Origin of the sequence: Lysobacter auxotrophicus, from assembly GCF_027924565.1 — a bacterium.
Lineage (GTDB): Bacteria > Pseudomonadota > Gammaproteobacteria > Xanthomonadales > Xanthomonadaceae > Lysobacter_J > Lysobacter_J auxotrophicus.
This window is the reverse complement of record NZ_AP027041.1, coordinates 3099990-3126686: the sequence shown is the minus strand read 5'-3', so window position 1 is coordinate 3126686 and position 26697 is coordinate 3099990. Positions and strand designations below refer to the sequence as shown.

Below are 26697 nucleotides of genomic sequence, written 5' to 3'. Positions count from 1 at the left end.
ACGCGCCAAGCGACACGATCGCGCCGCAGGACCTGGCGATTCGCGCGCGGGGTTTGACCAAGCGGTTCGGCCAACTGATCGCCGTGAACCACGTCGACCTGAGCGTTCCGCGTGCGAACGTGTACGGCTTCCTCGGCCCGAACGGCTCGGGCAAGACCACGACGATCCGCATGCTCTGCGGCCTGCTCACGCCGACCGAAGGCGACGTCGAGGTGCTCGGCCTGCGCATTCCGGAACAAGCCGAAGCGCTGCGCCGCCGCATCGGCTACATGACGCAGAAGTTCTCGCTGTTCGAGGACCTCACCGTGCGCGAGAACCTGGAATTCCTCGCCGCCGTGCAGGACATCCCGCGCGCCGAAGCGGCCAAACGCATCGACGAACTCGTCGAGCAGTACCACTTCGCCGACCGCCAGAAACAGCTCGCCGGCACGATGAGCGGCGGGCAGAAGCAGCGCCTCGCGCTGGCCGGCGCGGTGATCCAGAAGCCCGAGCTGCTGTTCCTCGACGAACCAACCAGCGCGGTGGACCCGGAATCGCGACGGGATTTCTGGGAGAAGCTCTTCGACCTCGCCGATGCGGGCACCACCATCCTCGTTTCCACGCACTACATGGACGAGGCCGAGCGGTGCCATCGCATCGCGATCCTCGACCGCGGCGTGCTCGTTGCCGACGGCACGCCGGACGAACTCACGCACGCACTCGCCGGACGCACGCTGGAGGTGATGGCCAAGCAGCCGCGCCGCGCGCAGAAGGCGCTGCTCGGCGTGCCGGGCGTGCTCAGCGTCGCGCAGATAGGCAATGCGCTGCGCGTGCTGAACGATGCCAACGGCGACGCCGCCGCACGCGTGCACAAAGCGCTGGCCGACGCCGGGCTCGACGCCGAGGTCACGCAATCGCATCCCAACCTCGAGGACGTGTTCGTCTCGTCCACGCGCGGTCGCGACGACGAAGGCGCGGAGAAAGCCGCATGAACCCGCGCCGCCTCTTCGCCATCGTGATGAAGGAACTGCGGCAGATGCGCCGCGACCGCATCACGCTGGCGATGATCGTCGGCATCCCGGTGATGCAGCTGGTGCTGTTCGGTTATGCGATCAACCTCAACCTGCGCGGACTGGAAACCGGCATCGCCGACCAGTCGAACACTGCGGCCTCGCGCGCGCTGGTGATGGACATGGTCGCCACCGGCGTGATCACGCCGACGGTCAGCGCGACCTCGCCGCAGGCGCTGATGGAAGGCCTGCGGCGTGGCGAGATCAGCATCGGCGTGGTGATTCCGCCGGACTTCGAGCGGCGTCGTTTCGAAGGCCGCGAAGCGGTGCAGGTGCTGGTCGACGGTAGCGACACCGTCGTGCAGAGCGCCGCGGTGCAGCTGGCGCAACTGCCGTTGAACACGCAGTCCACTACCAACCTGCGCGTCGGCAACGTGGGCCAGGCGGCGGGGCAGGTGAGCGTGGTGAGCTTCTACAACCCGCAGCGACGTTCGGCGATCAACATCGTGCCGGGACTGATCGGCGTGATCCTGACGATGACCATGGTGCTGTTCACCGGCGTGGCCATCGTGCGCGAGCGCGAGCGCGGCAACATGGAACTGCTGATCGCCACGCCGCTGTCGAGTTCGGAACTGATGATCGGCAAGGTGCTGCCGTACGCGGCGATCGGCCTGGTCCAGACCACCGTGATCCTGGTGCTCGGGGTCTGGCTCTTCGACGTGCCGATCCGCGGCAGCCTGCTCGACGTGTACCTGGCTGCCGTGCTGCTGATCCTCGCCAACCTCACGCTGGGGCTGCTGATCTCGACCAAGGCGCAGTCGCAGTTCCAGGCGATGCAGATGACGTTCTTCGTGTTCCTGCCATCGATCCTGCTGTCGGGTTTCATGTTCCCCTTCGCCGGCATGCCGCGCGTGGTGCAGTGGCTGGCGGAGGTCCTGCCGCTGACGCATTTCCTGCGGCTGATCCGCGGCATCATGCTGCGCGGCGCGGGCCTGACCGAGCTGTGGCCCGACGTGCTGGCGCTGCTGGCCTTCATCGCGGTGATGATGACCCTGGCGATCTCGCGGTTCCGCAAGCGGCTGGATTGACGGCCCCGGGGCTTGCCACCGCGCACGCGATTGCGCACAGTCCGGACACTTTCGGACATGCGGGGAAGTGGGGATGCGCAAGCGGGTTTCTGGAATTTTCATGGCGCTGGCCGCCATGTCGGGCCATGCGATGGCCGCGCAGGTCACGGTGCTCACCGCCGCGCGCATCCACACGATGGAAACCGCGCAGCCGAAGGTGCAGGCGGTGGCGTTCGACGAGTCCGGCCGCATCCTCGCGCTGGGCGCGACCGCCGAGCTGATCAAGCGCTACCCGAAGGCGCAGCGCATCGACGCGGGGCAGGCGACGGTGATCCCGGGCCTGATCGATGCGCACGCGCACGTGTCCGGCCTCGGCATGACGATGCTTAGTGCCGATCTGGTCGATGCGGCGAGCAAGCAGGAGGTCGTGCAGCGGCTGCAGGCGTTCGAAAAGCAACTGCCGCCGGGCGCGTGGCTGATCGGGCGCGGCTGGGACCAGAACGACTGGCCGGAAAAGACCTTCCCGACCGCGGCCGATCTGGATGCCGCCTTCCCCGATCGCCCGGTGTGGCTCGAGCGCATCGACGGCCACGCCGGCTGGGCGAACACCGCGGCGATGCGCGCGGTGAAACGCGATCTGTCCGGCGACTGGCAGCCCGACGGCGGTCGCATCGAACGCGATGCGCGCAGGCAGCCCACCGGCGTGTTCGTCGACGCCGCCTCGGCGCTGGTCGAGCAGGCCCGCCCGCCGCTGGATGACGCCACGGCCGAACGCGCGCTGACGCTCGGCATGCAGTCGGCGGTCGAGCACGGCCTCACCGGCGTGCACGACGCGGGCGTGAGCCTGGCCGAACTCAAGCGCTACCAGCGCCTGGCCGATCGCGGCGCGATGCCGCTGCGCATCACGGCGATGGCCGACGGCAACAACGAAGCGCTCGAATCGCTGTGCCAGCACGGCCTGTACACGCATCCGTCGGGCCGGCTGCAGATGCGCACGCTCAAGCTCTACGCCGACGGCGCGCTGGGCAGCCGCGGCGCGGCGATGCTGAAGGACTACAGCGACGATCACGGCAACCTCGGCATCATGGTGACCTCGCCCGAGCAGATCGCCGTGGCGGTGGACAAGGCCAAGCGCTGCGGCGTGCAGGTCGCCACGCACGCCATCGGCGACCGCGGCAACCACGTCGTGCTCGAAAGCTACGCCCGGGCGCTGGGCAACGACGCGGCGAAGACCGATCACCGCTGGCGCATCGAACACGCGCAGGTGCTGTCGCCGACCGACCTGCCGCGCCTGGCGCAGATGCACGTGATCGCCTCGATGCAGCCCACGCATGCGACCAGCGACATGCCCTGGGCCGAAGATCGCGTCGGCCCGCAGCGCATCATCGGCGCTTACGCATGGCGCCAGTTGCGCGACAGCGGCGCGCGCCTCGCGCTCGGTTCGGATTTCCCGGTGGAATCGGTCGATCCGCGCTTCGGCCTGTATTCGGCGACCACGCGTGCGGATGCACAGGGGCTGCCCGCCGGCGGCTGGTTCCCGCAGGAAAAGCTCACCGCGTTCGAGGCGCTGCGCGGCTTCACGCTCGATGCGGCCTATGCGGGTTTCGCCGAGACGCAGGTCGGCAGCCTCGCGGTCGGCAAGCGCGCCGACTTCGTGGTGCTGACCGAGGATCCGCTGGCGATCGCGCCCAACGGCCTGCGCAACCTCACCGTGCAGGCGACCTACGTGGACGGCAAGGCGGTGTACCGGGCGAAGTGAGGAGCGCCTCCTCACGCTGCTGAACGTTCCGGCCGTGCCCGCGCGACATCGCGCGGCGCACGGCCGATAATGCGCGCCACGCCCAATCTCAGCGCGCCGTTCTGGCGCGCATATCCGGAGACCGCCCCGCACATGTGATCGCACGACTCCTTCCGCAGAGCCGCCGACCTGCCATCGCCTCGCGCGACGCAGGTTCCGTTCTGATCGCCGCGCCTTCGCGCCGGCCCGATGGAGTCACCCCATGCGCGCACACGTACGCGTCTCGCAACTTTGTTTCGCCTGGCCGGATGGCACGCCGGTCTTCGATGGACTTTCCTTCACGCTCGACGCGCGCCGCACCGGTCTCGTCGCCCCCAACGGTGCCGGCAAGAGCACGTTGCTGCGCCTGCTCGCCGGCACGCTGACGCCCGCGTCCGGGCACGTCGAGATCGCCGGCTCGCTGGCCTGGCTCCCGCAGGACCTCGTGTTCCCCAACGCGATGCGCGTCGCCGACGTGCTGGGCGTGCGCGAGCGGCTCGATGCACTCGCCGCGATCGCGGCCGGGCGCATGGAGCAGGGGCTGTTCGACATGGTCGGCGACGCGTGGGACCTGGAAGAGCGCACGCGCGCGAGCCTGGCGAGGTTCGGGCTCGACCATCTCGCGCTCGACCGCGCGCTGGCGTCGCTAAGCGGCGGCGAAGTCATGGCGCTCGGGCTCGCGGCGCAATGGCTGAAGCAGCCGGACGTCCTCCTGCTGGACGAGCCGTCGAACCACCTCGACGCGGCCGCGCGGCAGCGGCTTCATCGCTTCATCGACGACTGGCCGGGCTGCCTGCTCGTCGCCAGCCACGATCGCGCGCTGCTGGAGCGCATGGACCAGATCGCCGAACTCGATCGCGAATCGCTGCGCATGTACGGCGGCAACTTCACGTTCTACGAAGCGGCCGTGCGGGCGCAGGCGGACGCCGCGGAGCAGGACGTGCGCAACCTCCGGCAGGCCGCCAGGCGGGAGCACCGCGAACGCCAGCAGTCGCGCGAGCGCAGCGAACGTCGCGCGTCCAACGCGCGTCGCGGCGTAGACGATGCCGGATTGCCGCGCATCGTCGCCGGGAACCGCGCGCGCTCGGCGCAGGTGTCGGCCGCTCGCTCGGACGACGTGCATGCGGCCCGCGCGGCCGACGCGGCGCAGCGCCTGGCGGTCGCGCGGCGGTCCATCCGCGAAGCGCCGGACCTTCTCATCGAGTTGCCGGACACGCAGGTTCCGCCGGGGAAATGGCTGTTTTCCGGGCAAGCGCTGCAGGTCGTGCATGACGGCGCGGCGCTGTTCGCACCCGGCGGCATCGACCTGGACATCCGCGGCCCCGAGCGCATCGTCATCGCCGGTGGGAACGGCGCGGGAAAGACCACGCTGGCGCGGCTGGTCAGCGGTGAGCTCGCGCCGGATGCGGGGTCGGTCCGGCGCGGCGAGGGTCGTGTCGCGCGGCTATCGCAACGGCTGGAGTCGTTCGATGCGGGCGAGACGGTGATGGGATGTTTCGCGGCATGTACGCCGGCGCTCGACGACGTCGAACGCGCGAACCTGCTGGCGCGCTGGCTGTTCCGCGGAACGGCGATGCACCGGCCCGTCGCTGCATTGTCCGGCGGCGAGCGCCTGCGCATCCACCTGGCGTGCACGTTGCACGCGACGCCCGCGCCGCAATTGCTCGTGCTGGACGAGCCGACCAACAACCTCGACCTGTGGGCCGTGCGCGAACTCGAACGCGCGTTGCGTGCGTATCGCGGCGCGCTGGTGGTGATCAGCCACGATGCGGCGTTCGTCGACGCGATTGCCCCCACGCGCCGGCTCGCGCTCGAGCATGGCCGACTCGTCGAACGCGTCGTCGTCGACGCATGACGCGCCTGTGTCCGATGTCACGGGTGTGGAGCGTCGTCGTCTGCAAGAATCCTCCGCACCCAAACACCGACAGGAGTCGTGATGAGCAGACGATGGATCCGATGGACGGGCGCGATGCTGCTGGCGCCGGCGATGGCGCACGCGCAGGTCGACCTGACGACGCTCGACCGCGACACGGCGGGGCCGCGCGCGCAGGTGCTGGTGCTCGGGACCGTGCACTTCGGCGAGCAGCCGGGGTCGATCACGCCGGCATCGCTCGAGCCGGTGATCGACCGCCTTGCCGCGTTCAAGCCCGGGATCGTCACCATCGAGACGCTGCCGGGCGAGGAATGCGACACGGCCGCGCGCAACGTCGCGATCTACGGCGCCAACTATTGCGCGGGCACGGAGGCGGCGAAAAACGCGACGGGCCTCGACGTTCCGGCGGCCATCGCGGAAGTCGAGAAGACGCTCGCGACCTGGCCCGCGCAGCCCACGCCCGCGCAACGCAGGCACCTGGCGTCGCGTTTCCTCGCAGCGAACGATCGTCCGTCGGCGTACGTGCAATGGCTGCAGCTGCCCGAAGCCGAACGGCGCGCGGGCGACGGCCTGGACGACGCGCTCGTCGCGATGCTGCGCAAGCTGGAAACGCGCCGCGACGAGGGGTACCAGCTCGGCGCGCAACTTGCCGCGCGACTGGGCCTGCCGCGCGTGCACGCGGTGGACAACCACACCGGCGACAACGCCCGCATCACCGACGTGCAGGCGTACGGGAAGGCGATACAGGCGGCATGGGATTCCGATCGCACGGCGCTCGACGCCGTGGAGAAGCGCGAGAAGGCGTTCGTCGAGGCGGGCGACATGCTGTCGCTGTATCGCGCGGTGAACCGCCCCGAATCGCTGGCGATCCGCGCCAGGCACAACATCGTGGCGGCGATGGGGTCGTCGTCCCCCGAACGCTATCCGCAGGTGTGGGTCGCCGGTTGGGAAATCCGCAATCTGCGCATGGTCGCCAACATCCGCGAGACCTTCCGCGAAAAGCCCGGCGCGCGCGTGCTGTCGATCGTCGGGAGCGGGCACAAGCCGTGGTTCGACAGCTGGCTGGGCCAGCTGCAGGGCGTGGACATCGTGGACGTCGAGCGGGTCCTGAAGTAGATCGCCCCGGCAGGAAGCGGGGCGATGGAAGCGGACGAAGCCGCGATCAGGCTTCGTTCGTTTCCGCCATGGCCACGCGGCCACGCAGCGAGTTGCTCATCGCCTCGGTAATGACGACATCGACGAACTGGCCGATCAGCCGCGCGTTGCCGGGGAAGTTCACCGAACGCATGTTCTCGGTCTTGCCGGTGAGCTCGTTCGGATTCTTCTTCGACGGGCCTTCGACCAGCACCGTCTGCACGCTTCCGACCATCGCGTCGGAGATCGAACGCGCATGCGCGTTGATGTGCGCCTGCAGGCGCGACAGGCGCGCGTGCTTCTCGTCGCTGGTGACATTGTCTTCCAGGTCGGCCGCCGGCGTACCTGGGCGGCGCGAATAGATGAAGGAGAACGACTGGTCGAAGCCGACGTCCTCGATCAGCTTCATGGTCTTCTCGAAGTCGGCCTCGGATTCGCCGGGGAAGCCGACGATGAAGTCCGAGCTGACCGAGATGTCCGGACGCACGGCGCGCAGCTTGCGGATCTTCTGCTTGAACTCAAGCGCCGTGTAACCGCGCTTCATCGCCGAGAGAATGCGGTCGCTGCCGGCCTGCACCGGAAGATGCAGGTAGTTGGCGAGCTTGGGTACGTCGCGATACGCCTCGATCAGCGAGTCGGAAAACTCCAGCGGATGCGAGGTGGTGAAGCGGATGCGGCCGATGCCTTCAATTTCGGCGATCGCGCGGATCAGCAGGCCGAGGTCGGCGACTTCGCCGTCACCGCCATCTTCGCCCGGCATGGGCCCGCGATACGCGTTGACGTTCTGGCCGAGCAGGTTGATCTCGCGCACGCCCTGCGCGGCGAGGTCGGCCACTTCCACCAGGACGTCCTCGAACGGACGGCTGATTTCCTCACCGCGCGTGTAGGGCACCACGCAGAACGAGCAGTACTTGCTGCAGCCTTCCATGATCGAGACGAACGCCGAGGGGCCTTCGGCGCGCGGTTCGGGCAGGCGGTCGAACTTCTCGATCTCGGGGAAGGAGATGTCGACCTGCGGCAGGCCGGTGTCGCGACGGGCCTGGATGAGTTCGGGCAGGCGGTGCAGCGTCTGCGGCCCGAAAACCAGGTCCACGAACGGCGCGCGCTTCACGATCGCCTCGCCTTCCTGCGACGCCACGCAGCCGCCGACGCCAATGACGACCGGCTTGTCTCCCTGCTTCAGCGACTTCCAGCGGCCGAGCTGGCTGAACACCTTCTCCTGCGCCTTCTCGCGGATGGAGCAGGTGTTGATCAGGATGACGTCGGCCTCTTCGGCGTTGTCGGTGAGCTCCAGGCCGTCGCTGGCGGCGAGCACGTCGGCCATCTTGGCCGAGTCGTACTCGTTCATCTGGCAACCGTGGGTCTGGATGTAGAGCTTGCGCGGCGCGGTGGCGACGGCAGCATCGGTGCCGCGCTCGGCGACAGGGGGCGTGTTGGTCTGGCTCATCTGGCTCGATCCGGGAGGGGCGGCGGTTATTCCGCGCCGGAGGGGCCGCCATTCTACAGGCCGGGCCTGCGCCAGTCCGGCCGGGCACGGAAACCGCGTTATCTGGTGCGAGGCAGAAGGAGGGCGCGCGGGCCGCGCCGGCAGACCCGAACGTTCGTGAAGTCCCCGAAGGCAGGCTTTGCATCGCTGGGGTTGGTCGGGCTGCTCATCGCGGCGTCGCCCGCGTGGGCGCAATCGCTCGGGCAACCGAGCCGGCCGCCCGCGCCGGTCCGGTCGCTGGGATTCCCCGCCGGTGCCGATGGCGACGCGCCCGGCGCGATCCAGAAAACGCAGGACGACGCCCAGGCAGGCGCCCGGCCGCCGATGCGTGTCGCCACGGGGCAGGTCTACACCTACACCGAAGCCGGCGTCGTCCATTACGCCAGCCAGCGGCCGAGCCCGCGCGCGGGACTCGGGCGCGTCACCCGGGTCACCTACACCTACATGGAATCCTGCTACGCCTGCGCGCTGCAGCCGGGCGTGGACTTCGCGACCATCCGCCTGGACACGCAGGCCTTCCGGGCCGAGATCGCCGCGGCCTCGCGCGACTTCGGGGTCGACGAGGCCGTCGTGCGGGCCATCATCCATGCCGAGTCGGCCTACAACCCCAACGCGATCTCGCGCGTCGGCGCGCAGGGGCTGATGCAGCTGATGCCCGCCACCGCGCGGCGTTTCGGCGTGGTCAACGTGTTCGACATCCGCCAGAACATCCGCGGCGGCGTGCAGTACCTGGCGTGGCTGCTGCAGCGCTTCGACGGGAACCTCGTGCTGGCCGCGGCCGGGTACAACGCCGGCGAGGGCGCCGTGGACCGCTACCGGGGCGTGCCGCCCTTCGACGAGACCCAGCGCTACGTGCAGCGGGTGTCCGTCCTGGCCGAACGCTACCGCTCGGCCACCGCCATGCGGCGCTGAGGGCATCCGGCCGGCGCCTTCCGCGGCGGGGTCGCGGAGCGGGATGCGGGCGCGATCACGTTTCGCGCGGCCAGCGCAATCAAGGACTTGTGAAGGGGAAGGAGACAGGACACACTCGCCGCCATGAGGGGGGGCTCACTGCTGCTGGGGATCGTCTGCCTGCTGGCCACGGCGCCGTCCGTTGCCGGCACCCTGTACCGTTGCGATTCGCCCGATGGCGCACGCAGCTACGTCAGCAAGCGCACGCCCGGCGCGAAGTGCACCATCGTCAGCCAGACGCCGGACCGCCCGGCGCGCAGGTCGGCCGTTTCGACTCCGATCCCGCCGGCGCCTGCCGCTGCCGTCGGCGCGGTGATGTCATCGCCTTCATCGGTCAGTGCGTCGGTCTCCGCGCCCGCGTCGGTGCCTGCGACGATCGCGACCGTCGCCACCTCGGCGCCCATCGCGCCGACGCCGATGCCCACGCCCTCGACCAGCGCGCCGCGCGTGGTGCAGGGGCAGGTGTATTCCTACATCAAGGACGGCGTGCGCCATTACACCAGCCGCAAGCCGCAGAACGTGGCCAACGCGTCGGCGCTACGCACCATCCGCTACAGCTACATCGAGACCTGCTACGCGTGCTCGATGCGGCCCGGCGTCAACTTCGGCACGGTTCGCCTCAACACCGATGCCTATCGCGACGAGATCGCCGCCGCCGCGCGCCAGCACGGCGTCGACGAGGCGATCGTGCGCGCGATCATCCACGCCGAATCGGCCTACAACCCCAACGCACTCTCGCGCGCCGGCGCGCAGGGCCTGATGCAGTTGATGCCCGCGACCGCGCGGCGGTTCGGCGTGAGCAACGCGTTCGACGCGCGGCAGAACATCCAGGGCGGCGTGCAGTACCTGGCGTGGCTGCTCAAGCGCTTCAACAACAACCTGACGCTCGCGGCCGCCGGCTACAACGCGGGCGAGGGCGCGGTCGACAAGTACAACGGCGTCCCGCCCTACAGCGAAACCCAGCGCTATGTCCAGCGCGTGGGCCAGCTGGCCGATCGCTATCGGGGCGCGACCGCCATGATGCGCTGACTTTTTTCCCGTCCCGCGCCCGGCGGGGCGTGGTGCGCGCGTTCGCCCAACAAGCGGACGACTCGCGCAACGTGGAGCGGATTGTCGGTTCATTCATCGTTCCGTTACACTTCCCCGTCTTTTGTGCCGCGAGCTGTCGCCAGTGGCGTCGGCGGTGCGGCGTAACTTCGTTCCAGCTTTGCGGAGTGCCGGATGGCCAACCAAGGGGTCAACGATCCTGTCAACCAGGGCCGCCGTCGGTTCCTGACCGCGACCACTGCTGTGGTCGGCGCGGTCGGTGCCGGATTCGTGGCGGTTCCGTTTATCAAGTCCTGGAATCCGAGCACGCGGGCGAAGCTCGCCGGTGCGCCGGTGACCGCCGACATCAGCGCGCTGGAAGAAGGCCAACGCCTGATCCTGGAATGGCGCGGCCAGCCGATCTGGATCGTCAAGCGTTCCAAGGCGATCCTCGACGCGCTGCCCACGCTGGACGCGCAACTGCGCGATCCCAAGTCCGAGAACAAGGACCAGCAGCCGGCGTACATCACCGGCGAACTGCGTTCGATCAAGCCGGAGATCTCCGTCCTGGTGGGCCTGTGCACCCACCTGGGCTGCTCGCCCGAGATGAAGGCCGAGATCCGTCCGGAGCCGTTCGATCCGGAGTGGAAGGGCGGCTACTTCTGCCCCTGCCACAAGTCGCGCTTCGACATGGCCGGTCGCGTGTTCCAGGGCGTCCCGGCGCCGATCAACCTGCTCGTGCCGCCGCACCATTACGAGAACGACACCACCATCATCATCGGTGTCGATCCGTCGTCCAGCAGCAAGGGAGCGGCGTAAGCCATGGCGAACATCTTCACCAAGACCGCTAACGGCGTGATGGGCTGGGTCAACGAGCGGGCACCGGCGATGATGCCGGCGTACCGCAAGCACATGACCGAGTACTACGCGCCGAAGAACTTCAACTTCTGGTACTACTTCGGTTCGCTCGCGCTGCTGGTGCTGGTCAACCAGATCGTCACCGGCATCTTCCTGACGATGCACTTCAAGCCGTCCGCGGCCGAAGCGTTCTCGTCGGTCGAATACATCATGCGCGACGTGGAGTGGGGCTGGCTGATCCGCTACATGCATTCCACGGGCGCGTCGATGTTCTTCATCGTCGTGTACCTGCACATGTTCCGCGGCCTGATGTACGGCTCGTACCAGAAGCCGCGCGAGCTGGTGTGGATCCTGGGCATGCTGATCTACCTGGTCCTGATGGCCGAGGCCTTCATGGGCTACGTGCTGCCGTGGGGCCAGATGTCGTTCTGGGGCGCCAAGGTGATCATCTCGCTGTTCGGCGCGATCCCGGTCATCGGCAACGGCCTGACCGAGTGGATCATGGGCGACTTCCTGCCCGGCGACGCCACGCTGAACCGCTTCTTCGCGCTGCACGTCATCGCGCTGCCGCTCGTCCTGCTGCTGCTGGTCGTGCTGCACCTGGGCGCGTTGCACGAAGTGGGTTCGAACAACCCCGACGGCGTGGAGATCAAGAAGGGTCCGAAGGGCAACCGCTGGGATCCCAACAAGCCGACCGACGGCATTCCGTTCCATCCGTATTACACGGTGAAGGACCTGTTCGGCGTCGGCTTCTTCCTGATCATCTGCGCGTTCGTGATCTTCTTCGCGCCGGCCTTCGGCGGCTGGTTCCTGGAGCACGACAACTTCACCGAGGCCAACCGCCTGGTGACGCCGGAGCACATCAAGCCGGTGTGGTACTACACGCCGTACTACGCGATGTTGCGCGTCATCCCGCACAAGCTCAGCGGCGTGCTGGTGATGTTCTCGGCGATCGCGGTGCTGTTCTTCGTACCGTGGCTGGACCGCTCGCCGGTGAAGTCGCACCGCTACCGCGGCTGGATCACCAAGGTGATGCTCGGCATCCTGGCCATCTGCTTCCTGTGGCTGGGCAAGATCGGCGCGGGCCCGGGTACCGATCCGGTGGAGACGATCATCGGTCGCGTGCTGACGTTCCTGTACTTCGCCTTCTTCATCACCATGCCGATCTGGACCAAGCTCGACAAAACCAAGCCGGTACCGCAACGGGTGACGATGCATGACTGAGATGACCGCTCGCGCCATCCACCGCCCCGTCCAGAAGATGCGCATCGTGAACAAGTTCGCCACCTTTGCCGCCGGCCTGCTGGTGTCCTTCGCCGCGCTGACGACCAGTGCGTCGGCCGCGGAGGGCGGTCACCTGCTGCAGTCGGGCACCGACCTGGGCGACCGCGCGTCGCTGCAGCGCGGCGCCCAGCTGTTCATGAACTACTGCTCCGGCTGCCACTCGCTGAAGTACCTGCGCTACTCGCGCATGGCCGAGGACCTGGGCCTGACCGAAGACGAGGTGATGAACAACCTCAACTTCACGGGTGCCAAGTTCGGCGAGCAGATCCAGGTCAGCCTGACCCCGGACCACGCCAACCAGTGGTTCGGCAAGATGCCGCCGGACCTGAGCCTGATCGCCCGCGTCCGCGGCAGCGACTGGGTGTACACCTACCTCAAGTCGTTCTACCTCGACGAATCGCGTCCGCTGGGCTGGAACAACAAGCTGTTCCCGAACGCCTCGATGCCCAACCCGCTGTGGGAGCTGCAGGGCCTGCAGCACGCCGAATTCGGCGACGCCGACAAGGCGACGGGCGAGCGCCCGGTCCTCGGCCTGAAGGTCACCCAGCCGGGTCACCAGAACGCCGAGGAGTTCAACCAGTCGGTGCGCGACATCACCGCTTTCCTCGAGTACGCCGGCGAGCCGGCGGCCCTCAAGCGCCAGAGCATCGGCGTGTGGGTCATCCTGTTCCTGGCGATGTTCACCCTGCTGGCCTACCTGCTGAAGCACGAATACTGGCGGGACGTGGACAAGCACTGATCGCATGCTGTATCCCTTTGGAGCCCGTACAGGAATGTGCGGGCTCCTTGGTTTGCAGTGAGGGTGCAGCTGATCGAGGCCGCGACGACTGTCCACACGGGGTGGGCGGCGTCTAACCACCGGCGGATTCCGGTGGCCGGAGAGGTCGAATGGCGGCGAGTCCACGTATGCGCAATGCCCTGACGCTGTTTTCTTCCACCGACTGCGTGCTGTGCCATCGCGTGCGCCTGGTGCTGGCCGCGAAAGGCGTGACCTACGATCTGGTCGCGGTCGACCCGCAGAACCCGCCGGAAGACCTCGTCGACCTCAACCCGTACCACTCGGTGCCGACCCTGGTCGAGCGCGACCTGGTGCTCTACGCGGCCAGCGTGGTCAGCGAGTACCTCGACGAGCGCTATCCGCACCCGCCGCTGATGCCGGTCGACCCGCTGTCCCGCGCGCGCCTGCGCCTGGCGATGCTGCGCCTGGAACACGACTGGGTCCCGCAGGTGCAGGCGATCCAGCTGGGCAACAAGGCCCAGGCCGAAGCCGGCCGCAAACGCCTGAAGGAACTGCTGACCGCGTCGGTCCCGCTGTTCAAGGCGAGCAAGTTCTTCCTGAATCCCGAAATGAGCCTGGCCGACTGCGCGATGGCGCCGATCATCTGGCGCCTGGACGCGCTGGGCGTGCCGCTTCCGAAGGACGGCAAGGCCATCGAGGACTACGGCAACCGCATCTTCCGCAACCCGGGTTTCACCCGCAGCCTGACCGACCAGGAACGCAAGCTGCGCGAGATGCCGGCCTGAACGCATCGACGTGCCGCGCGAACCGACGGGCCTTCGGGCCCGTTCGTTTTTTCGCGACCGGCGGCCTGTGTGCCCTGACCATTGCGTGTATCGGTCGGCGAGCGCCCGGCGCTACACTCCGGCCATGAGTCAGGAAAGCAATTCTCCGATGACCAGCCATCGCCCGTACCTGCTGCGGGCGCTGTACGAGTGGATCGCCGACAACGGCATGACTCCGCATCTGCTGGTCGACGCCACGCGCCATGGCGTGCAGGTCCCCACCCACGCGGTGAAGGACGGCAAGATCGTGCTCAACATCGCCGAGCGCGCCGTGTCGCGCCTGGAAATGGCCAACGACGCGATCCGTTTCAGCGCCCGCTTCGGCGGCGTGAGCTACCCGGTGACCGTGCCCGTGCAGGCGGTCCTGGCGATCTACGCCCGCGAGACCGGGCAGGGCATGGCGTTGCCGGAGGACATCCATGCCGCAGCGGACGAAGGCGAAGTGGAAGTCGAACTCGCCGACGAGACGCCCATCAGTCCGCTGAGCGCCGTGCCCAGCGAGCCGTCGCCCGACGGCGACGACCAGGGCCCGCAAACGCCGACGCCGCGCCGCGGCGCCCACCTGCGCATCGTGAAGTGACGCATCGGCGCGCTCGCGAAGCGAGCGCCTTTGCCGATGCGTCATCCCGGCGCAGGCCGGGATCCAGGTGATTGTTCGCTCGCAAGGCGAGCGCCTTGCCGATGCGTCATCCCGGCGCAGGCCGGGATCCAGGTGATTGTTCGCTCGCGCGAAGCGAGCGCCCTTACCGATGCGTCGTCCAGGCGCAGGCCGGGATCCAGGTGATTGTTCGCGCTCGCGAAGCGAGCGCTTTGCCGATGCGTCACCCCGACACAGGCCCGGATCCAGGTCGATCGCGCATCAGCCCGTTGGGCGTTTGTAGCCCGGGTAAGCGAAGCGCACCCGGGATAGACGCCCGCAACCCCGGCGCGCTTCGCTGACCCGGACTACAAGAGCCGACGACGGCTCAATGCAACGCCGACGGCTCCCGTGTCACCGGTCCGGTAAACGCCACCAGCCGATCGCCGCGCAGCACCAGCTTGCCGACGTGCCGGTCTTCGCCGTTGATCGAATAGTCGAAGCGGAACGTGCGCTCGAAGCCGAGCCAGCCGCTCTCCTGGCGGTACGGGCGCAGGCCGATCGCGTGCACGCTCTGGTCCAGCCACTGCACGCCGGCAGCGCGGCATGCATCGCGTCCGACGGCCTCGGCGCGTTCGGCGGCGGCGCGGCTTGCGCTCCAGAATGCGAACGCCATCGCAGCGACGATCATCAAGATCAGTAGAGTCATGCCGTTACTGTGGCGACGCGCCGTGTTGCCCGCAAGGTCGGGACGCCGTCAAAAGGCCCGTCGGGCTCAATCGAACGAAGGGAACCGCTGCAGGGGGCAGATCCCGCTTGAAACTCGTCTTTCCGGGTGGCGAACACCCACAGGTATTGCTTGGCCACGGCGTCAACCGGGTCGGTTCCGACCCCGAATCCACCATCGTCATCGACCGCCCGGGCGTGCTGCCGCAGCACTGCCAGCTGCACGTCACCGCGCAGGGCGTGATGCTCGACGTCCCCGCCGGCACGGCGGTCAGCGTGAACGGCCGGCAGGTGCAGGGCCTCATCGCCCTGCGTCCGGGCGACAGCGTCGGTTTCGATCAGGTGCAGGCCAAGCTCGCCGCGCTTGGTCCGCCGCCGGTAGTCGCGCGCCAGTCTGTGCCGGGGCCGGATCTCATGTCCGCCAACGACGACCCCGGCGTCACCGCCGTGCGGCCGGTGTTGCCGCGCTTCTTCCTGCGCAGCGTGTCGGCGGAACTGGGCAGCCGCAGCGACGCGCTGGTCGGCGTGCTGACCATCGGGCGCGGCCCGGACTGCAACCTGCGCTTCGATGCGCCGGGGCTGTCGCGCGCGCATGCACGGCTGATTCCCACCGACAACGGCGTCCAGGTCGAAGACCTGGGTTCCAGCAACGGCACGTTCCTCAACGGCAAGCGCATCCTGCGCGGCGAGGCGAAGGTCGGCGACGAGCTCGCCTTCGACGTGCTGCGTTTCCGTGTGGCCGGGACGTCGGTCGCCGAACCGGTGCAGGTCGTGCCGACCTCGATGCGCAAGGCCCCCGACAAGCGCAAGCGTTCGGCGTGGCCGTGGGTCGCGCTGGTGCTCGTTCTGGCGGCGGCCGGTGCCGCCGCGGTCGTGTTGATGCCGTAACGGCGCCGGGATGCGCCGCCTCAGGCGGGCGGCGGTCCGAGCTTCAGCGACAGGTCGATCGCGCGGACGTGCTTGGTCAGTCCGCCGATCGAAATGCAATCCACGCCGTCCTCGGCGATGGACCGCAGCGTCTGCATGTCGACCCCGCCGGACACTTCCAGCGGGATGCGCCGCTCGACGGGCAACTCGTGCGCGATGCGCACCGCTTCGCGGCGCATCGACTCGTCGAAGTCGTCGATGAGGATGCGATCGCAGCCTTCCTGCAGCGCTTCGCGCAGTTGCGCGATCGATTCGACTTCCACGATCAGCGGCAGCGACGGATGCATCGTGCGCGCGGCGCGGATCGCGGCGGTGATCGAGCCGGCGGCACGCACGTGGTTTTCCTTGAGCATCACCGCGTCGAACAGGCCGATGCGGTGATTGACGCCACCGCCGACGCGCACGGCGTACTTCTGTGCCTGGCGCAGCCCGGGAAGGGTCTTGCGCGTGTCGAGGATCTTCGCGGCCGTGCCGCGCACCGCATCGACGTAGGCAGCGGTCGTCGTCGCCGTCGCCGACAGCGTCTGCATGAAGTTGAGCGATGCGCGCTCGGCGCTCACCAGCGCACGCGCCCGGCCGTGCAGCGTCACCAGCACCGTGCCGGCCTTCACCCGATCGCCTTCGGCCACGCGCCAGTCGATTTGCACCTGCGGATCGAGCGCGCGATGGCAGGCGTCGAACCACGGGCGGCCGCAGACAACCGCGTCTTCCTTGCACAGCAGGTAGGCGTCGTCCGCGACGTCCGGCAGCAGCGCCGAGGTGACGTCGCCATCGCCCAGGTCTTCGGCCAGTGCAAGCGCGACGTCGCGCTCGACGACTTCCGCCGGCGGCGGCGCGAGGGTGCTCATGCCCCCGGGAAGGCCGGAATCTGCGCGGTCGCGATGGCCTCTTCGGCCAGCAGCACCGGGATGCCGTCGTCGACGCGGTAGACGGTCTTGCGATCCCGCGTGACGAGCGCCTCGTGCAGCGTGTCGGTCTGGGCGCTGCCGTCGGCGCGTTGCAGGCCGCCGCCCTCGATCGCGGCGTTCAGCGCCGTGAGGCCCCGGCCGTCCAGGAGTTGCAACGGCTGGCGCGTGGTGGGGCAGACGAGCAGGTCGAGCAGCTTGCGGTCCATGGATGCGGTGCCGGGGGAATCGAACAGGGGGTTAGAATACGTCTTTGCACAGGGCCTTAGGACCATGTCAGGACAACAAGCGCCGCTGGTCGGCATCGTGATGGGGTCGCGCTCCGACTGGGAGACGATGCAGCATGCCGCGGCGAAGCTGGAGGCCCTGGGCGTCCCGCACGAGGTCCGCGTCGTCTCGGCGCATCGCACGCCGGACGTGCTGTTCGACTATGCCGCGACGGCGAAGGCGCGCGGCCTGCGCGCTATCATCGCCGGCGCCGGCGGCGCGGCGCACCTGCCGGGCATGCTCGCGTCGAAGACGGCGGTTCCGGTGCTCGGCGTTCCGGTGCAGAGCAAGGCACTCAACGGCATGGATTCGCTGTTGTCGATCGTGCAGATGCCGGCGGGCATTCCCGTTGCCACGTTCGCCATCGGCAACGCCGGCGCGGCCAACGCGGCGCTGTTCGCCGCAGCGCTGCTGGCGAACGACCAGCCGGCGATCGGCGACGCACTCGACGCCTTCCGTACCCGCCAGACCGACGACGTGCTGGCCAACGACGATCCGCGGCGATGACGACGGTCGGCATCCTCGGCGGCGGCCAGCTCGCGCGCATGCTCGCGCTGTCGGGCGCACCGCTCGGCCTGCGCTTCCTGGTGATGGACAACGTCGCCGACGCGTGCGCGGGGCAGTTCGCGCCGATGGTCGTGGGCGACTACCGCGATGACGCCACGCTCACCGAGTTCGCATCGCGCGTGGACGTGGCGACGTTCGATTTCGAGAACGTGCCGGCCGAATCGGCGCAGTGGCTGAGCGAGCGCGTGCCGGTGTTCCCGAACCCGGGCGCGCTGGCGACCGCGCAGGATCGCCTGGCCGAGAAGACGCTGTTCCGCGAACTGGGCATCCCGGTGCCGCCGTTCGCGCCGATCGACACGCGCGATCAGCTCGACGCCGCGCTGGCCGAGATCGGCACGCCGTGCATCCTCAAGACGCGCCGCCTGGGCTACGACGGCAAGGGCCAGTTCCGCATCAAGACGCTGGCCGATGCCGATGCCGCGTGGGACGCGCTCGGTGCGCAGGCGCCGAAGGTCGGGCTGATCCTGGAAGGCTTCGTGCACTTCCAGCGGGAGCTGTCGGTGGTTGCCGTGCGCGGCCGCGACGGCGAATTCCGCGCATGGCCGCTCACCGAGAACTGGCACGTCGATGGCGTGCTCTCGGCGAGTCTTGCGCCGGCGCGCGTGGACACCGCGCTCGGCGAGATCGCCTACGACTACGCGCGCCGCCTGGCCGACGCGATGGATTACGTCGGGGTGTTCGCGCTCGAACTGTTCTGCCGCGATGGCGAACTGCTCGCCAACGAGCTTGCGCCGCGCGTGCACAACTCCGGCCACTGGACGATCGAAGGCAGCGAGACGAGCCAGTTCCAGAACCACCTGCGCGCAGTGCTCGGCCTGCCGCTCGGCGACACGCGCATGGTCGGGCTGGCGTGCATGCTCAACTGGATCGGGCAGATGCCCGACGCGCTGCCGATGCTGCGCGAACCCGGCGGCCACTGGCACGACTACGGCAAGCTGCCGCGCGCCGGCCGCAAGGTCGGCCACGCCACGCTGCGCGCCGACGAGGCGGGTGCGCTCGCGATGTCGCTGGAGCGCGTGGGTGCCGCCCTGGGGCGCGAGGCGCAGGTGGCGCCGGTGATCGCGGCGCTGCGCTGAGGCGGCGGCGTCTCCTGATTCGCGCCATCGCCGGATGACGATCGCCCGCTGTTGTAGCCCGGGTAAGCGCAGCGCACCCGGGGCACGTTCCAGCGTCGATACACGTCGATCCCGGGTGCGCTGCGCTTACCCGGGCTACAAAGGCCGGCACCGCGCGAAAACAAAAAACGGCCGGGTCTCCCCGGCCGTTTCCGTATCGCACACGCAACGCGAACTTACTTCAGGTTCGACGCCACGAAGTCCCAGTTGACCAGGTTCCAGAACGCCTCGACGTACTTCGGACGGGCGTTGCGGTAGTCGATGTAGTACGCGTGTTCCCACACGTCGCAGGTCAGCAGCGGGGTGTCCTCGCCGGTGATCGGGGTGTTGGCGTTGGACGTGCTCACCAGGCCGAGCGAACCGTCCGGACGCTGCACCAGCCAGCCCCAGCCCGAACCGAAGGTGGCGATGGAGAGCTTGGAGAACTCGTCCTTGAACTTGGCGAAGTCGCCGAACGCCTTGTTGATCAGCTCGGCCAGCTTGCCGGTCGGCTCGCCGCCGCCCTTGGGCGAGAGGCAGTTCCAGTAGAAGGTGTGGTTCCACACCTGCGCGGCGTTGTTGAACATGCCGCCCTGCGCCTTGCGGATGATCTCGACCAGCGACAGCTGCTCGAATTCGGTGCCCTCGATCATCTTGTTGAGGTTGTCCACGTAGGCCTTGTGGTGCTTGCCGTGGTGGTAATCCAGCGTCTCGGCGGAGATGTGCGGCTCCAGCGCGGTGCGGTCGTAGGGCAGGGGGGGCAGTTCGATGGCCATTGCGGGCTCCTGGGGGCTGGCTAGGGGAGTGCCGGGCGGCCACCGGTGAACTCGGCGCGTCCGCGGCTTCGGAAGGCTTACAATTGGACATTCTATCCCCACGTTCCGTTGCCGTGCCGTCAACCGGCGGGCAACGCACCATTGCAGGAGTTGTCGCCATGTCCGTGATGGAGCGGATCCAGGCCGAAGTCGAAAGCCATCCCATCGTCCTTTTCATGAAGGGCACCGCGCAGTTCCCGATGTGCGGCTTTTCCAGCCGCGCGGTACAGGCCCTCAAGGCCGCCGGCGCGACGCAGCTGCACACGGTCAACGTGCTGGAGGATCCGGAGATCCGCGCGAACCTGCCGCGCTATTCGAACTGGCCGACGTTCCCGCAGCTTTTCATCCACGGTGAACTGATCGGCGGTTGCGACATCACGCTGGAGCTGTTCGAGTCGGGCGAACTGGCGCGGATGATCAGCGAGACGCACAACCAGTGAGTCCGCTCGAAGGACGCGTCGTCCTGATCACCGGCGCCCACGGCGGCCTGGGCGCCGCAGCCGCGCAGGCGTGCGCGCGCGCAGGCGCGACGGTCGTGTTGCTCGGCCGCAAGGTGCCGAAGTTGAACCGCGTGTACGACGCGCTGGCACAGGTCGGGCCGGAGCCGCTGCTGTATCCGCTCGACCTGGAAGGCGCGAGCGCCGACGACTACGCCGAGCTCGCGCAACGCATCGAAGCCGAACTCGGACGCCTCGACGGCGTGCTGCATTGCGCCGCGGATTTCGCCGGCCTGACTCCGCTGGCGCAGACCGATCCGGCGGTGTTCGCGCGCGCGCTGCATGTGAACCTCACCGCGCCGTGGTGGCTCACGCAGGCGTGCCTGCCGCTGCTCGCCAGATCGGACGATGCCGCGGTGGTGTTCGTCGTGGACGATGCGGAGCGCGTCGGCAACGCGTACTGGGGCGGCTATGGCTTGGCGCAGCAGGGCCTTGAAGGCCTGGTGCGCATGCTGCATGCCGAACTGTCCAATTCCACCGTGCGCGTCGCGGGCCTGCGACCGGGGCCGATGCGCACCGCGCTTCGCGCCAAGGCGTACGTGGAAGAGAACGATCGCGCCGCACTCGACCCCACCGCGTACGCCGCGTCTTGCGTGACGCTACTTTCGCCCGCCGGCGCGACCCGTCGCGGACAGGTGTGGGCGCCGGCGCCCGCCGCCGTCGGCCTGACCCAGCTGCAATGACGAATCCATGACCATCGCGTCCGCAGCGCTGCTGCTGTTTTTGATCCTCGACCCGCTCGGCAACGTGCCGGTCTTCCTGAGCCTGCTGCGCGGCCTACCGCCGCAACGACAGCGCGTCGTGCTCGCGCGCGAACTGCTGATCGCGCTCGCCGTGCTGATGATGTTCCTGTGGGGCGGCAAGTACGCGCTGGAGCTGATGCACCTTCGCCAGGAGTCGGTGTCGATCGCCGGCGGCATCGTGCTGTTCCTGATCGGCATCCGCATGATCTTTCCGCCGCCGGAAGGGCTGATGGGCGAGATTCCCGATGGCGAGCCATTCATCGTGCCGATGGCCATCCCGCTGGTCGCCGGCCCGTCGGGCATGGCCGCGGTGATGCTCATGGGCAGCAACGAGCCCGAGCGCCTCAACGAGTGGAGCCTCGCGCTGCTCATCGCCTGGGGCGCAACGGCGGCGATCCTGTTCTCCGCGACGCTGCTCTACAAGCTGCTCGGCCGCCGCGCGCTGACCGCCATCGAGCGCCTGATGGGCATGTTGCTGGTGGCGATCTCGGTGCAGATGTTCCTGGACGGCCTGGGGACCTACCTCAAGATCGCGCCCCCTTAAGGCTCGCGCTGCGCAGGACGACGCCCGATCCGGTTTTGCCGGGTCGGGCGTTTTGCGTTCAGGGCCGTCGCGCCGCGGCGGGAGCCGACCTGGGCGCGGTTGGCGCTTTGTGGCCGTTAGTGACCGCCGTCACGGCCCTGTCACAGAGGGCTTCTAGCCTGTTAAACTGACGTTAACCGGCGGGCTCCGGCCCGGCGCCCCAGGGGGCGGAACCAAACACCTTTCTGCACAGGCACGACCGGGGTCGTGCCTGGCTTCCCTCTTGTGAACCACGTTTCGAGGCCATCGTAATGACCCATCCGAACCGCGTCCGTCTGTCCAAGCTCACGCTTGGCCTGCTCGCCGCCCTCGCCACCGCGCCTGTGTTCGCGCAGTCCACGTCCGCCGGTGTCGGCGGTACGGTGACCAGCACGAATGGCCAGCCCGTCGCCGGCGCCGAAGTCACGATCACCCACGTCGAGTCGGGCACGGTGAGCCGCGCCACGACGGACGCCAGCGGTCGTTACACCGCGCGCGGCCTGCGCGTCGGTGGTCCGTACTCGGTGACCATCACCAAGGCGGGCGAAGGCACCAAGACGGAAGACAACGTCTACCTCGACCTCAACAAGACGAACACGATCAACGCCGCGCTGACCGGCGATGTGACGACGCTGGACTCGGTGACTGCCGTAGCGGTCGGCGGCTCGGACGTTTTCAGCGCCACCAAGATGGGCGCCGGTACCGCCGTCACGCGCCAGACCATCGAAGCGCTGCCGAGCAATGGCGGCAACATCCAGGACTACATGCGCCTTGACCCGCGCGTGGCGTTCGTCGATCGCGCATCGGGCAGCATCAGCGCCGGCGGCCAGAATCCGCGCTACAACGCGATCCGCATCGACGGCGTGTCGGCCTCCGACACCTTCGGCCTGGAAGGCAACAACATGCCGACCCGCCGCCAGCCGGTGTCGATGGAAGCCATCGAAGCGATCAACGTCGACCTGGCCAACTACGACGTCACCATCACCGGCGCCACCGGCGCGGTGGTCGACGCAGTGACCAAGTCGGGTACCAACGAGTTCCACGGCTCGGTGTACGGCTACTACCGCGACGGCGACTGGTTCGGCGACGACCCGACCGGTGCACCGTTCAACGGCTTCACGAAGGAAGAAACCTACGGCCTGACCCTTGGCGGTCCGCTGCTCAAGGACAAGCTGTTCTTCTTCGCCAACTACGAGAAGTTCAAGCAGGCCGCACCGGGTGCGGACATCGCGAACAGCCCGCTCGGCCTGGGCATCATCCCGTCCGACGATCCGGCTGAGGCGCGCGATATCGCGCTGGCCGGTAACGGCAATTTCGCTCCGTTCGATGCGGGCGACCTGACCAGCGATGGCGACACGGATCTCGAGGAATACGCGATCAAGCTGGACTGGAACATCAGCGACAACCATCGCGCCGATTTCCGTTACAGCAAGCTCGAGCAGAGCAAGCTGCGCCTCAACGGCTTCTTTACCGGCAGCACGGGTGCCGCCTCGCTGAGTTCCTACTGGTACCAGCACGACAAGACCATCGAAAACTACGTCGCCCAGCTCTTCAGCGACTGGACCGACGTCTTCTCGACCGAGTTCAAGGTCTCGTACCGCGACTATTCGGCCATCCGCAACACTCCGACGCAGGGCACGCCGGCGATCGAACTGACCTACGGCGCCCCGAACCGCGACGGCGTGGGCCAGCGTCCGCAGCTGTACCTCGGCACCGAGACGAACTCGCAGTACAACGACCTCTTCACGAAGACCTGGAACTACTTCGGCGCCGGCACGCTCACCCTGGGCGACCATGACGTCAAGTTCGGTGCCGACTATTCGACGAACGAGATCTTCAATCTCTACGCGCCGTACGTCGACGGTTACTACACCTACAACAGCATGGCCGACTTCCGTGCCGGTCGCTGGAGCTACCGCCAGTTCCGTACCCCGGTCGGCGGCGACGTCAACAACATGGCGTCCGACTACACGTACAAGGCGATGGGCGTCTTCGTGCAGGACCAGTGGTACGTCAGCCCGAACCTGACGCTGACCTTCGGCGTGCGCGGTGACCGCTTCAAGATCGACGACATTCCGGAGTACAACGCGCTGGCGCAGCAGGTGTACGGCTACGACAACAGCGATGTCGGCGGCGACGAGTGGCTGTGGCAGCCGCGCTTCGGTTTCAACTACACCTTCGACACCGAGCGCCCGACGCAGCTGCGTGGCGGCCTGGGCCTGTTCCAGGGCGATTCCCCGCAGGTCTGGCTGTCCAATGCCTACAACACCACGGGCCTGAACTACACGCAGACCGAAGAGTACGCACGTCCGGGCGTCACGCCGGCCACGCCGCGCCAGAACGTCAACTTCATCTCGCCGGACTTCGAAGCGCCGTCGGTGTGGAAGGCCAACCTCGCGTTCGATCACGAGCTGCCGTGGTATGGCATGGTCGGTTCGGCCGAGCTGCTGCTCACGAGCGTCAAGACCGGCCTGTTCTACAAGCGCCTGGATCTTGGCGCCCCGAACGATGCTGCCGACGTCGGCCCGACCACCGGTCAGGATGGCCGTGCGCTGTATTGGGGCAACTCGAACACCTTCGCGACGGCCCGCGGCAACCGCGATCCGCGTTTCGGTGACGTGCTGCTGCTCGATACCACCGACAAGGGCGAGAGCCAGCAGTTCACGGTCAGCCTGAGCAAGCCGTGGACCGAGTCGAGCGACTGGTCCTGGTCGCTGGCCTACACGTACACCAATGCGACCGAAGTCAGCGGCCTGACCAGCTCGACCGCGACCTCGGGCTGGAACTACAACTACGTGTTCCAGGCCAACGAGGAAGTCGCCTCGACCGCGCGTTACGAGATCAAGGACCGCATCTCGGGCCAGTTGAACTGGAAGCACAAGTTCTTCGGCGACAACAACACCAACATCGGCCTGTTCTACGAAGGCCGCAGCGGTCGTCCGTTCAGCTACGTCTTCACCAACGACATGAACGGCGACAGCCGCACCAACGATCTGTTCTACGTGCCCAATGGCCCGGGCGACGTGATCTTCAGCGGCGGCGCAGCGATGGAAGCCCAGTTCTTCGACTGGCTCGCGCAGAACCCGGAACTGGCCCGCTACGCCGGCCAGGTCACTCCGGCCAACGCTGGCCGTGCGGATTGGGTGAACACCTTCGACATCCGCATCAGCCAGGAACTGCCGGGCTTCTTCGAAGGCCACAAGTCTGAAATCTGGCTCGACATCATCAATGTCGGCAACCTGATCAACAAGGATTGGGGCCACATCTACGACTACGGCTTCTTCGCCGACCAGACGGTGCTGCGCGTCAACGGCATCGACCCGGCGACCGGGAAGTACATCTACAACTTCTCGCCGAGCGCGGTCGAAGCGCCTGCCGTCGCCAACGCGGACGCCGACGGCTTCAACCAGGGCGTGTCGCAGTGGTCGCTGCAGGTCGGCTTCCGCTACAAGTTCTAAGCGTCATCGCCAAAGCGGTACCGAAAACGGCCGGGGAAACCCGGCCGTTTTCTTTTTATGGGGCAGGGGGCTAGAGTCGCAGGGCTGAAGAACGAGAACGAATGAAGAACCACATGAGCACCGCCATCCCCCTTGAAACCACGCTTCCCACCGTCAACGCCCGCATCTACCCGAAGGGCGGGCTGGACGTCCTGTCGCACAACGAAGTCGCCCGCCTGCGCGATGTCTCCACCGGCATGCACGACCTGCTGCGCCGCTGCGCGCTGGCCGTGCTGACCAGCGGCAGCGCGTCCGACGACCCGCGCGCCGCGCGCGAGCTGTATCCCGAGTTCGACATCGAGGTGCACCAGCAGGATCGCGGCATGCGCATCGACCTGCACAACGCGCCGGCGATGGCGTTCGTCGATGGCGAGATCATCCGCGGCGTGGCCGAACTGCTGTTCGCCGTGGTGCGCGATCTTGCGTACACCGCGATGGACCTCGGCCCGGATTCGCCGCGCGACCTGGACACCACCGACGGCATCACCGACGCCGTGTTCGGCCTGCTGCGCAACGCGCGCATCCTGCATCCGACCGATCCGAACCTGGTCGTGTGCTGGGGCGGCCATTCCATTTCGCGCGACGAGTACGTCTACACCAAGCAGGTCGGGTACGAACTGGGCCTGCGCGGCCTCGACATCTGCACGGGATGCGGCCCTGGCGCAATGAAGGGACCGATGAAGGGCGCGACGATCGCGCATGCCAAGCAGCGCCGCTTCAAGACGCGCTACATCGGCATCACCGAGCCGGGCATCATCGCGGCCGAATCGCCCAACCCGATCGTCAACCACCTGGTGATCATGCCGGACATCGAGAAGCGCCTGGAGGCCTTCGTCCGCATGGGCCACGGCATCATCGTCTTCCCCGGCGGCGTGGGCACGGCGGAGGAAATCCTCTACCTGCTGGGCATCCTGCTGCGCGAGGAGAACGCGAACCTGCCGTTCCCGCTGATCTTCACCGGCCCGGCCTCGGCGGCGCCGTACTTCGAGCAGATCGACAAGTTCATCCGCCTCACGCTCGGCGATGACGCCACCAAGCGCTACGAGATCATCGTCGGCGACCCGGACCAGGTCGCCAAGCGCATGTCCGCCGGCATCCGCAAGGTACGCGAGCATCGCATCGCGCAGAAGGACTCGTTCTTCTTCAACTGGTCGATCGACATCCCGCTGACGTTCCAGCGTCCGTTCGTGCCGACGCACGAGGCGATGGCCGTGCTCGACCTGCACCACGGCCGCAAGCCGCACGAACTCGCCGCCGACCTGCGCCGCGCGTTCTCGGGCATCGTCGCCGGCAACGTGAAGGAAGACGGCATGCGCCGCATCGAGGAATTCGGCCCGTTCGAGATCCACGGCGATGCGGACATGATGCAGTCGCTCGACGCCCTGCTGCGCGCGTTCGTCGAACAGCGCCGCATGAAGATCGCGGGCGAGTACAAGCCCTGCTATCGCGTGGTGGCGTAAGGCGTCATCGAAGGCCGGTGCGATTCGCGCCGGCTTTCGCCGGGCGGCGGTG

The 26697-nt window shown here is 67.9% G+C and carries 25 protein-coding genes; 20 read left to right on the top strand and 5 right to left on the bottom strand.

Annotated elements, in window-relative coordinates; all coding sequences use genetic code 11:
* The first annotated feature begins 38 nt into the window (after positions 1–38).
* The 5 genes from LA521A_RS14215 to LA521A_RS14195 all read left to right on the top strand — a co-directional run bounded on the left by LA521A_RS14215 (position 39) and on the right by LA521A_RS14195 (position 6822).
* A complete protein-coding gene (locus LA521A_RS14215) occupies positions 39–971 on the top strand; it encodes an ABC transporter ATP-binding protein (RefSeq protein ID WP_281782104.1) in 933 nt (310 codons plus the stop codon).
* Positions 968–2077: an ABC transporter permease gene (locus LA521A_RS14210; protein WP_281779522.1), complete on the top strand. Its 1110-nt coding sequence runs from the start codon at positions 968–970 to the stop codon at positions 2075–2077. Before LA521A_RS14215 ends, LA521A_RS14210 begins: the two co-directional genes overlap by 4 nt.
* Positions 2078–2177: 100 nt before the next feature.
* Positions 2178–3815, top strand: coding sequence for an amidohydrolase (locus LA521A_RS14205; protein WP_281779521.1), 1638 nt, complete (start codon positions 2178–2180; stop codon positions 3813–3815).
* A gap of 241 nt (positions 3816–4056) precedes the next feature.
* Entirely contained in the window at positions 4057–5688 is a 1632-nt protein-coding gene (locus tag LA521A_RS14200; protein ID WP_281779520.1) for an ABC-F family ATP-binding cassette domain-containing protein, read from the top strand.
* Between the two features lie 81 nt (positions 5689–5769).
* Positions 5770–6822 (top strand): DUF5694 domain-containing protein, encoded by a 1053-nt coding sequence (locus tag LA521A_RS14195; RefSeq protein WP_281779519.1) that lies wholly within the window; start codon positions 5770–5772, stop codon positions 6820–6822.
* 46 nt (positions 6823–6868) lie between these two features.
* Here the strand turns inward: LA521A_RS14195 and miaB are convergent, their stop codons facing one another.
* Complete coding sequence (miaB, locus tag LA521A_RS14190) at positions 6869–8188, bottom strand: tRNA (N6-isopentenyl adenosine(37)-C2)-methylthiotransferase MiaB (RefSeq protein WP_281782103.1); 1320 nt, start codon at positions 8186–8188, stop codon at positions 6869–6871.
* 255 nt (positions 8189–8443) lie between these two features.
* On the opposite strand from miaB, the gene LA521A_RS14185 reads away from it, so the two are divergent.
* The 7 genes from LA521A_RS14185 to LA521A_RS14155 all read left to right on the top strand — a co-directional run bounded on the left by LA521A_RS14185 (position 8444) and on the right by LA521A_RS14155 (position 14588).
* Positions 8444–9238, top strand: a complete 795-nt coding sequence (locus LA521A_RS14185; protein ID WP_425494525.1) for a lytic transglycosylase domain-containing protein — start codon at positions 8444–8446, stop codon at positions 9236–9238.
* Between the two features lie 123 nt (positions 9239–9361).
* Positions 9362–10306 (top strand): lytic transglycosylase domain-containing protein, encoded by a 945-nt coding sequence (locus tag LA521A_RS14180; protein ID WP_281779518.1) that lies wholly within the window; start codon positions 9362–9364, stop codon positions 10304–10306.
* Between the two features lie 192 nt (positions 10307–10498).
* Positions 10499–11122 (top strand): ubiquinol-cytochrome c reductase iron-sulfur subunit, encoded by a 624-nt coding sequence (petA, locus tag LA521A_RS14175; protein WP_281779517.1) that lies wholly within the window; start codon positions 10499–10501, stop codon positions 11120–11122.
* Between the two features lie 3 nt (positions 11123–11125).
* Positions 11126–12385, top strand: coding sequence for a cytochrome b (locus LA521A_RS14170; RefSeq protein ID WP_281779516.1), 1260 nt, complete (start codon positions 11126–11128; stop codon positions 12383–12385).
* Positions 12386–12422: 37 nt separating this feature from the next.
* Positions 12423–13184 (top strand): cytochrome c1, encoded by a 762-nt coding sequence (locus LA521A_RS14165; RefSeq protein WP_281782102.1) that lies wholly within the window; start codon positions 12423–12425, stop codon positions 13182–13184.
* A 149-nt stretch (positions 13185–13333) separates the two neighbouring features.
* Positions 13334–13969, top strand: coding sequence for a glutathione S-transferase N-terminal domain-containing protein (locus tag LA521A_RS14160; protein WP_281779515.1), 636 nt, complete (start codon positions 13334–13336; stop codon positions 13967–13969).
* Between the two features lie 148 nt (positions 13970–14117).
* A complete protein-coding gene (locus tag LA521A_RS14155; RefSeq protein ID WP_281779514.1) occupies positions 14118–14588 on the top strand; it encodes a ClpXP protease specificity-enhancing factor in 471 nt (156 codons plus the stop codon).
* 385 nt (positions 14589–14973) lie between these two features.
* Here the strand turns inward: LA521A_RS14155 and LA521A_RS14150 are convergent, their stop codons facing one another.
* The gene (locus LA521A_RS14150; RefSeq protein ID WP_281779513.1) at positions 14974–15294 is read right to left on the bottom strand and encodes a DUF3301 domain-containing protein; all 321 of its coding nucleotides are present in this window, start codon (positions 15292–15294) and stop codon (positions 14974–14976) included.
* 107 nt (positions 15295–15401) lie between these two features.
* Between LA521A_RS14150 and LA521A_RS14145 the strand changes: the two genes are divergently transcribed.
* Positions 15402–16199 carry an FHA domain-containing protein gene (locus tag LA521A_RS14145; protein ID WP_281779512.1) on the top strand — a complete coding sequence of 266 codons (798 nt, stop codon included), beginning with the start codon at positions 15402–15404 and terminating at the stop codon, positions 16197–16199.
* Between the two features lie 20 nt (positions 16200–16219).
* Here LA521A_RS14145 and nadC read toward each other — a convergent pair whose 3' ends face one another.
* Together nadC and LA521A_RS14135 are read right to left on the bottom strand one after the other, a co-directional pair.
* Positions 16220–17086 (bottom strand): carboxylating nicotinate-nucleotide diphosphorylase, encoded by an 867-nt coding sequence (nadC, locus tag LA521A_RS14140; RefSeq protein WP_281779511.1) that lies wholly within the window; start codon positions 17084–17086, stop codon positions 16220–16222.
* Entirely contained in the window at positions 17083–17352 is a 270-nt protein-coding gene (locus LA521A_RS14135; protein WP_281779510.1) for a Trm112 family protein, read from the bottom strand. Before LA521A_RS14135 ends, nadC begins: the two co-directional genes overlap by 4 nt.
* A gap of 64 nt (positions 17353–17416) precedes the next feature.
* On the opposite strand from LA521A_RS14135, the gene purE reads away from it, so the two are divergent.
* Positions 17417–17917, top strand: a complete 501-nt coding sequence (gene purE, locus LA521A_RS14130; RefSeq protein ID WP_281779509.1) for a 5-(carboxyamino)imidazole ribonucleotide mutase — start codon at positions 17417–17419, stop codon at positions 17915–17917.
* Positions 17914–19053, top strand: a complete 1140-nt coding sequence (locus tag LA521A_RS14125; RefSeq protein WP_281779508.1) for a 5-(carboxyamino)imidazole ribonucleotide synthase — start codon at positions 17914–17916, stop codon at positions 19051–19053. The genes purE and LA521A_RS14125 overlap by 4 nt, the downstream gene beginning before the upstream one ends.
* Before the next feature lie 215 nt (positions 19054–19268).
* Here LA521A_RS14125 and LA521A_RS14120 read toward each other — a convergent pair whose 3' ends face one another.
* Positions 19269–19847, bottom strand: coding sequence for a superoxide dismutase (locus LA521A_RS14120; RefSeq protein ID WP_281779507.1), 579 nt, complete (start codon positions 19845–19847; stop codon positions 19269–19271).
* Between the two features lie 158 nt (positions 19848–20005).
* Between LA521A_RS14120 and grxD the strand changes: the two genes are divergently transcribed.
* The 5 genes from grxD (at position 20006) to ppnN (ending at position 26645) form a co-directional block, all read left to right on the top strand.
* Positions 20006–20326, top strand: coding sequence for a Grx4 family monothiol glutaredoxin (grxD, locus tag LA521A_RS14115; protein WP_115842448.1), 321 nt, complete (start codon positions 20006–20008; stop codon positions 20324–20326).
* Positions 20323–21066, top strand: coding sequence for an SDR family NAD(P)-dependent oxidoreductase (locus LA521A_RS14110; protein WP_281779506.1), 744 nt, complete (start codon positions 20323–20325; stop codon positions 21064–21066). The genes grxD and LA521A_RS14110 overlap by 4 nt, the downstream gene beginning before the upstream one ends.
* Before the next feature lie 7 nt (positions 21067–21073).
* On the top strand, positions 21074–21670 hold the full coding sequence (locus LA521A_RS14105; RefSeq protein WP_281779505.1) for a YhgN family NAAT transporter: 597 nt from the start codon (positions 21074–21076) through the stop codon (positions 21668–21670).
* Positions 21671–21960: 290 nt separating this feature from the next.
* Positions 21961–25146, top strand: a complete 3186-nt coding sequence (locus LA521A_RS14100) for a TonB-dependent receptor (protein WP_281779504.1) — start codon at positions 21961–21963, stop codon at positions 25144–25146.
* 113 nt (positions 25147–25259) lie between these two features.
* On the top strand, positions 25260–26645 hold the full coding sequence (gene ppnN / locus LA521A_RS14095) for a nucleotide 5'-monophosphate nucleosidase PpnN (protein WP_281779503.1): 1386 nt from the start codon (positions 25260–25262) through the stop codon (positions 26643–26645).
* Positions 26646–26697 lie beyond the last annotated feature (52 nt).

Coding starts and splice junctions, on each gene's coding strand:
- LA521A_RS14120 (WP_281779507.1), bottom strand. CDS start 19,847: ATGGCCATCGAACTGCCCCCCCTGCCCTACGACCGCACCGCGCTGGAG.
- LA521A_RS14170 (WP_281779516.1), top strand. CDS start 11,126: ATGGCGAACATCTTCACCAAGACCGCTAACGGCGTGATGGGCTGGGTC.
- LA521A_RS14160 (WP_281779515.1), top strand. CDS start 13,334: ATGGCGGCGAGTCCACGTATGCGCAATGCCCTGACGCTGTTTTCTTCC.
- LA521A_RS14150 (WP_281779513.1), bottom strand. CDS start 15,294: ATGACTCTACTGATCTTGATGATCGTCGCTGCGATGGCGTTCGCATTC.
- LA521A_RS14165 (WP_281782102.1), top strand. CDS start 12,423: ATGCGCATCGTGAACAAGTTCGCCACCTTTGCCGCCGGCCTGCTGGTG.
- petA (WP_281779517.1), top strand. CDS start 10,499: ATGGCCAACCAAGGGGTCAACGATCCTGTCAACCAGGGCCGCCGTCGG.
- LA521A_RS14205 (WP_281779521.1), top strand. CDS start 2,178: ATGGCGCTGGCCGCCATGTCGGGCCATGCGATGGCCGCGCAGGTCACG.
- miaB (WP_281782103.1), bottom strand. CDS start 8,188: ATGAACGAGTACGACTCGGCCAAGATGGCCGACGTGCTCGCCGCCAGC.
- LA521A_RS14210 (WP_281779522.1), top strand. CDS start 968: ATGAACCCGCGCCGCCTCTTCGCCATCGTGATGAAGGAACTGCGGCAG.
- ppnN (WP_281779503.1), top strand. CDS start 25,260: ATGAGCACCGCCATCCCCCTTGAAACCACGCTTCCCACCGTCAACGCC.
- purE (WP_281779509.1), top strand. CDS start 17,417: ATGTCAGGACAACAAGCGCCGCTGGTCGGCATCGTGATGGGGTCGCGC.
- LA521A_RS14125 (WP_281779508.1), top strand. CDS start 17,914: ATGACGACGGTCGGCATCCTCGGCGGCGGCCAGCTCGCGCGCATGCTC.
- grxD (WP_115842448.1), top strand. CDS start 20,006: ATGTCCGTGATGGAGCGGATCCAGGCCGAAGTCGAAAGCCATCCCATC.
- LA521A_RS14100 (WP_281779504.1), top strand. CDS start 21,961: ATGACCCATCCGAACCGCGTCCGTCTGTCCAAGCTCACGCTTGGCCTG.
- nadC (WP_281779511.1), bottom strand. CDS start 17,086: ATGAGCACCCTCGCGCCGCCGCCGGCGGAAGTCGTCGAGCGCGACGTC.
- LA521A_RS14105 (WP_281779505.1), top strand. CDS start 21,074: ATGACCATCGCGTCCGCAGCGCTGCTGCTGTTTTTGATCCTCGACCCG.
- LA521A_RS14135 (WP_281779510.1), bottom strand. CDS start 17,352: ATGGACCGCAAGCTGCTCGACCTGCTCGTCTGCCCCACCACGCGCCAG.
- LA521A_RS14200 (WP_281779520.1), top strand. CDS start 4,057: ATGCGCGCACACGTACGCGTCTCGCAACTTTGTTTCGCCTGGCCGGAT.
- LA521A_RS14155 (WP_281779514.1), top strand. CDS start 14,118: ATGACCAGCCATCGCCCGTACCTGCTGCGGGCGCTGTACGAGTGGATC.
- LA521A_RS14180 (WP_281779518.1), top strand. CDS start 9,362: ATGAGGGGGGGCTCACTGCTGCTGGGGATCGTCTGCCTGCTGGCCACG.
- LA521A_RS14195 (WP_281779519.1), top strand. CDS start 5,770: ATGAGCAGACGATGGATCCGATGGACGGGCGCGATGCTGCTGGCGCCG.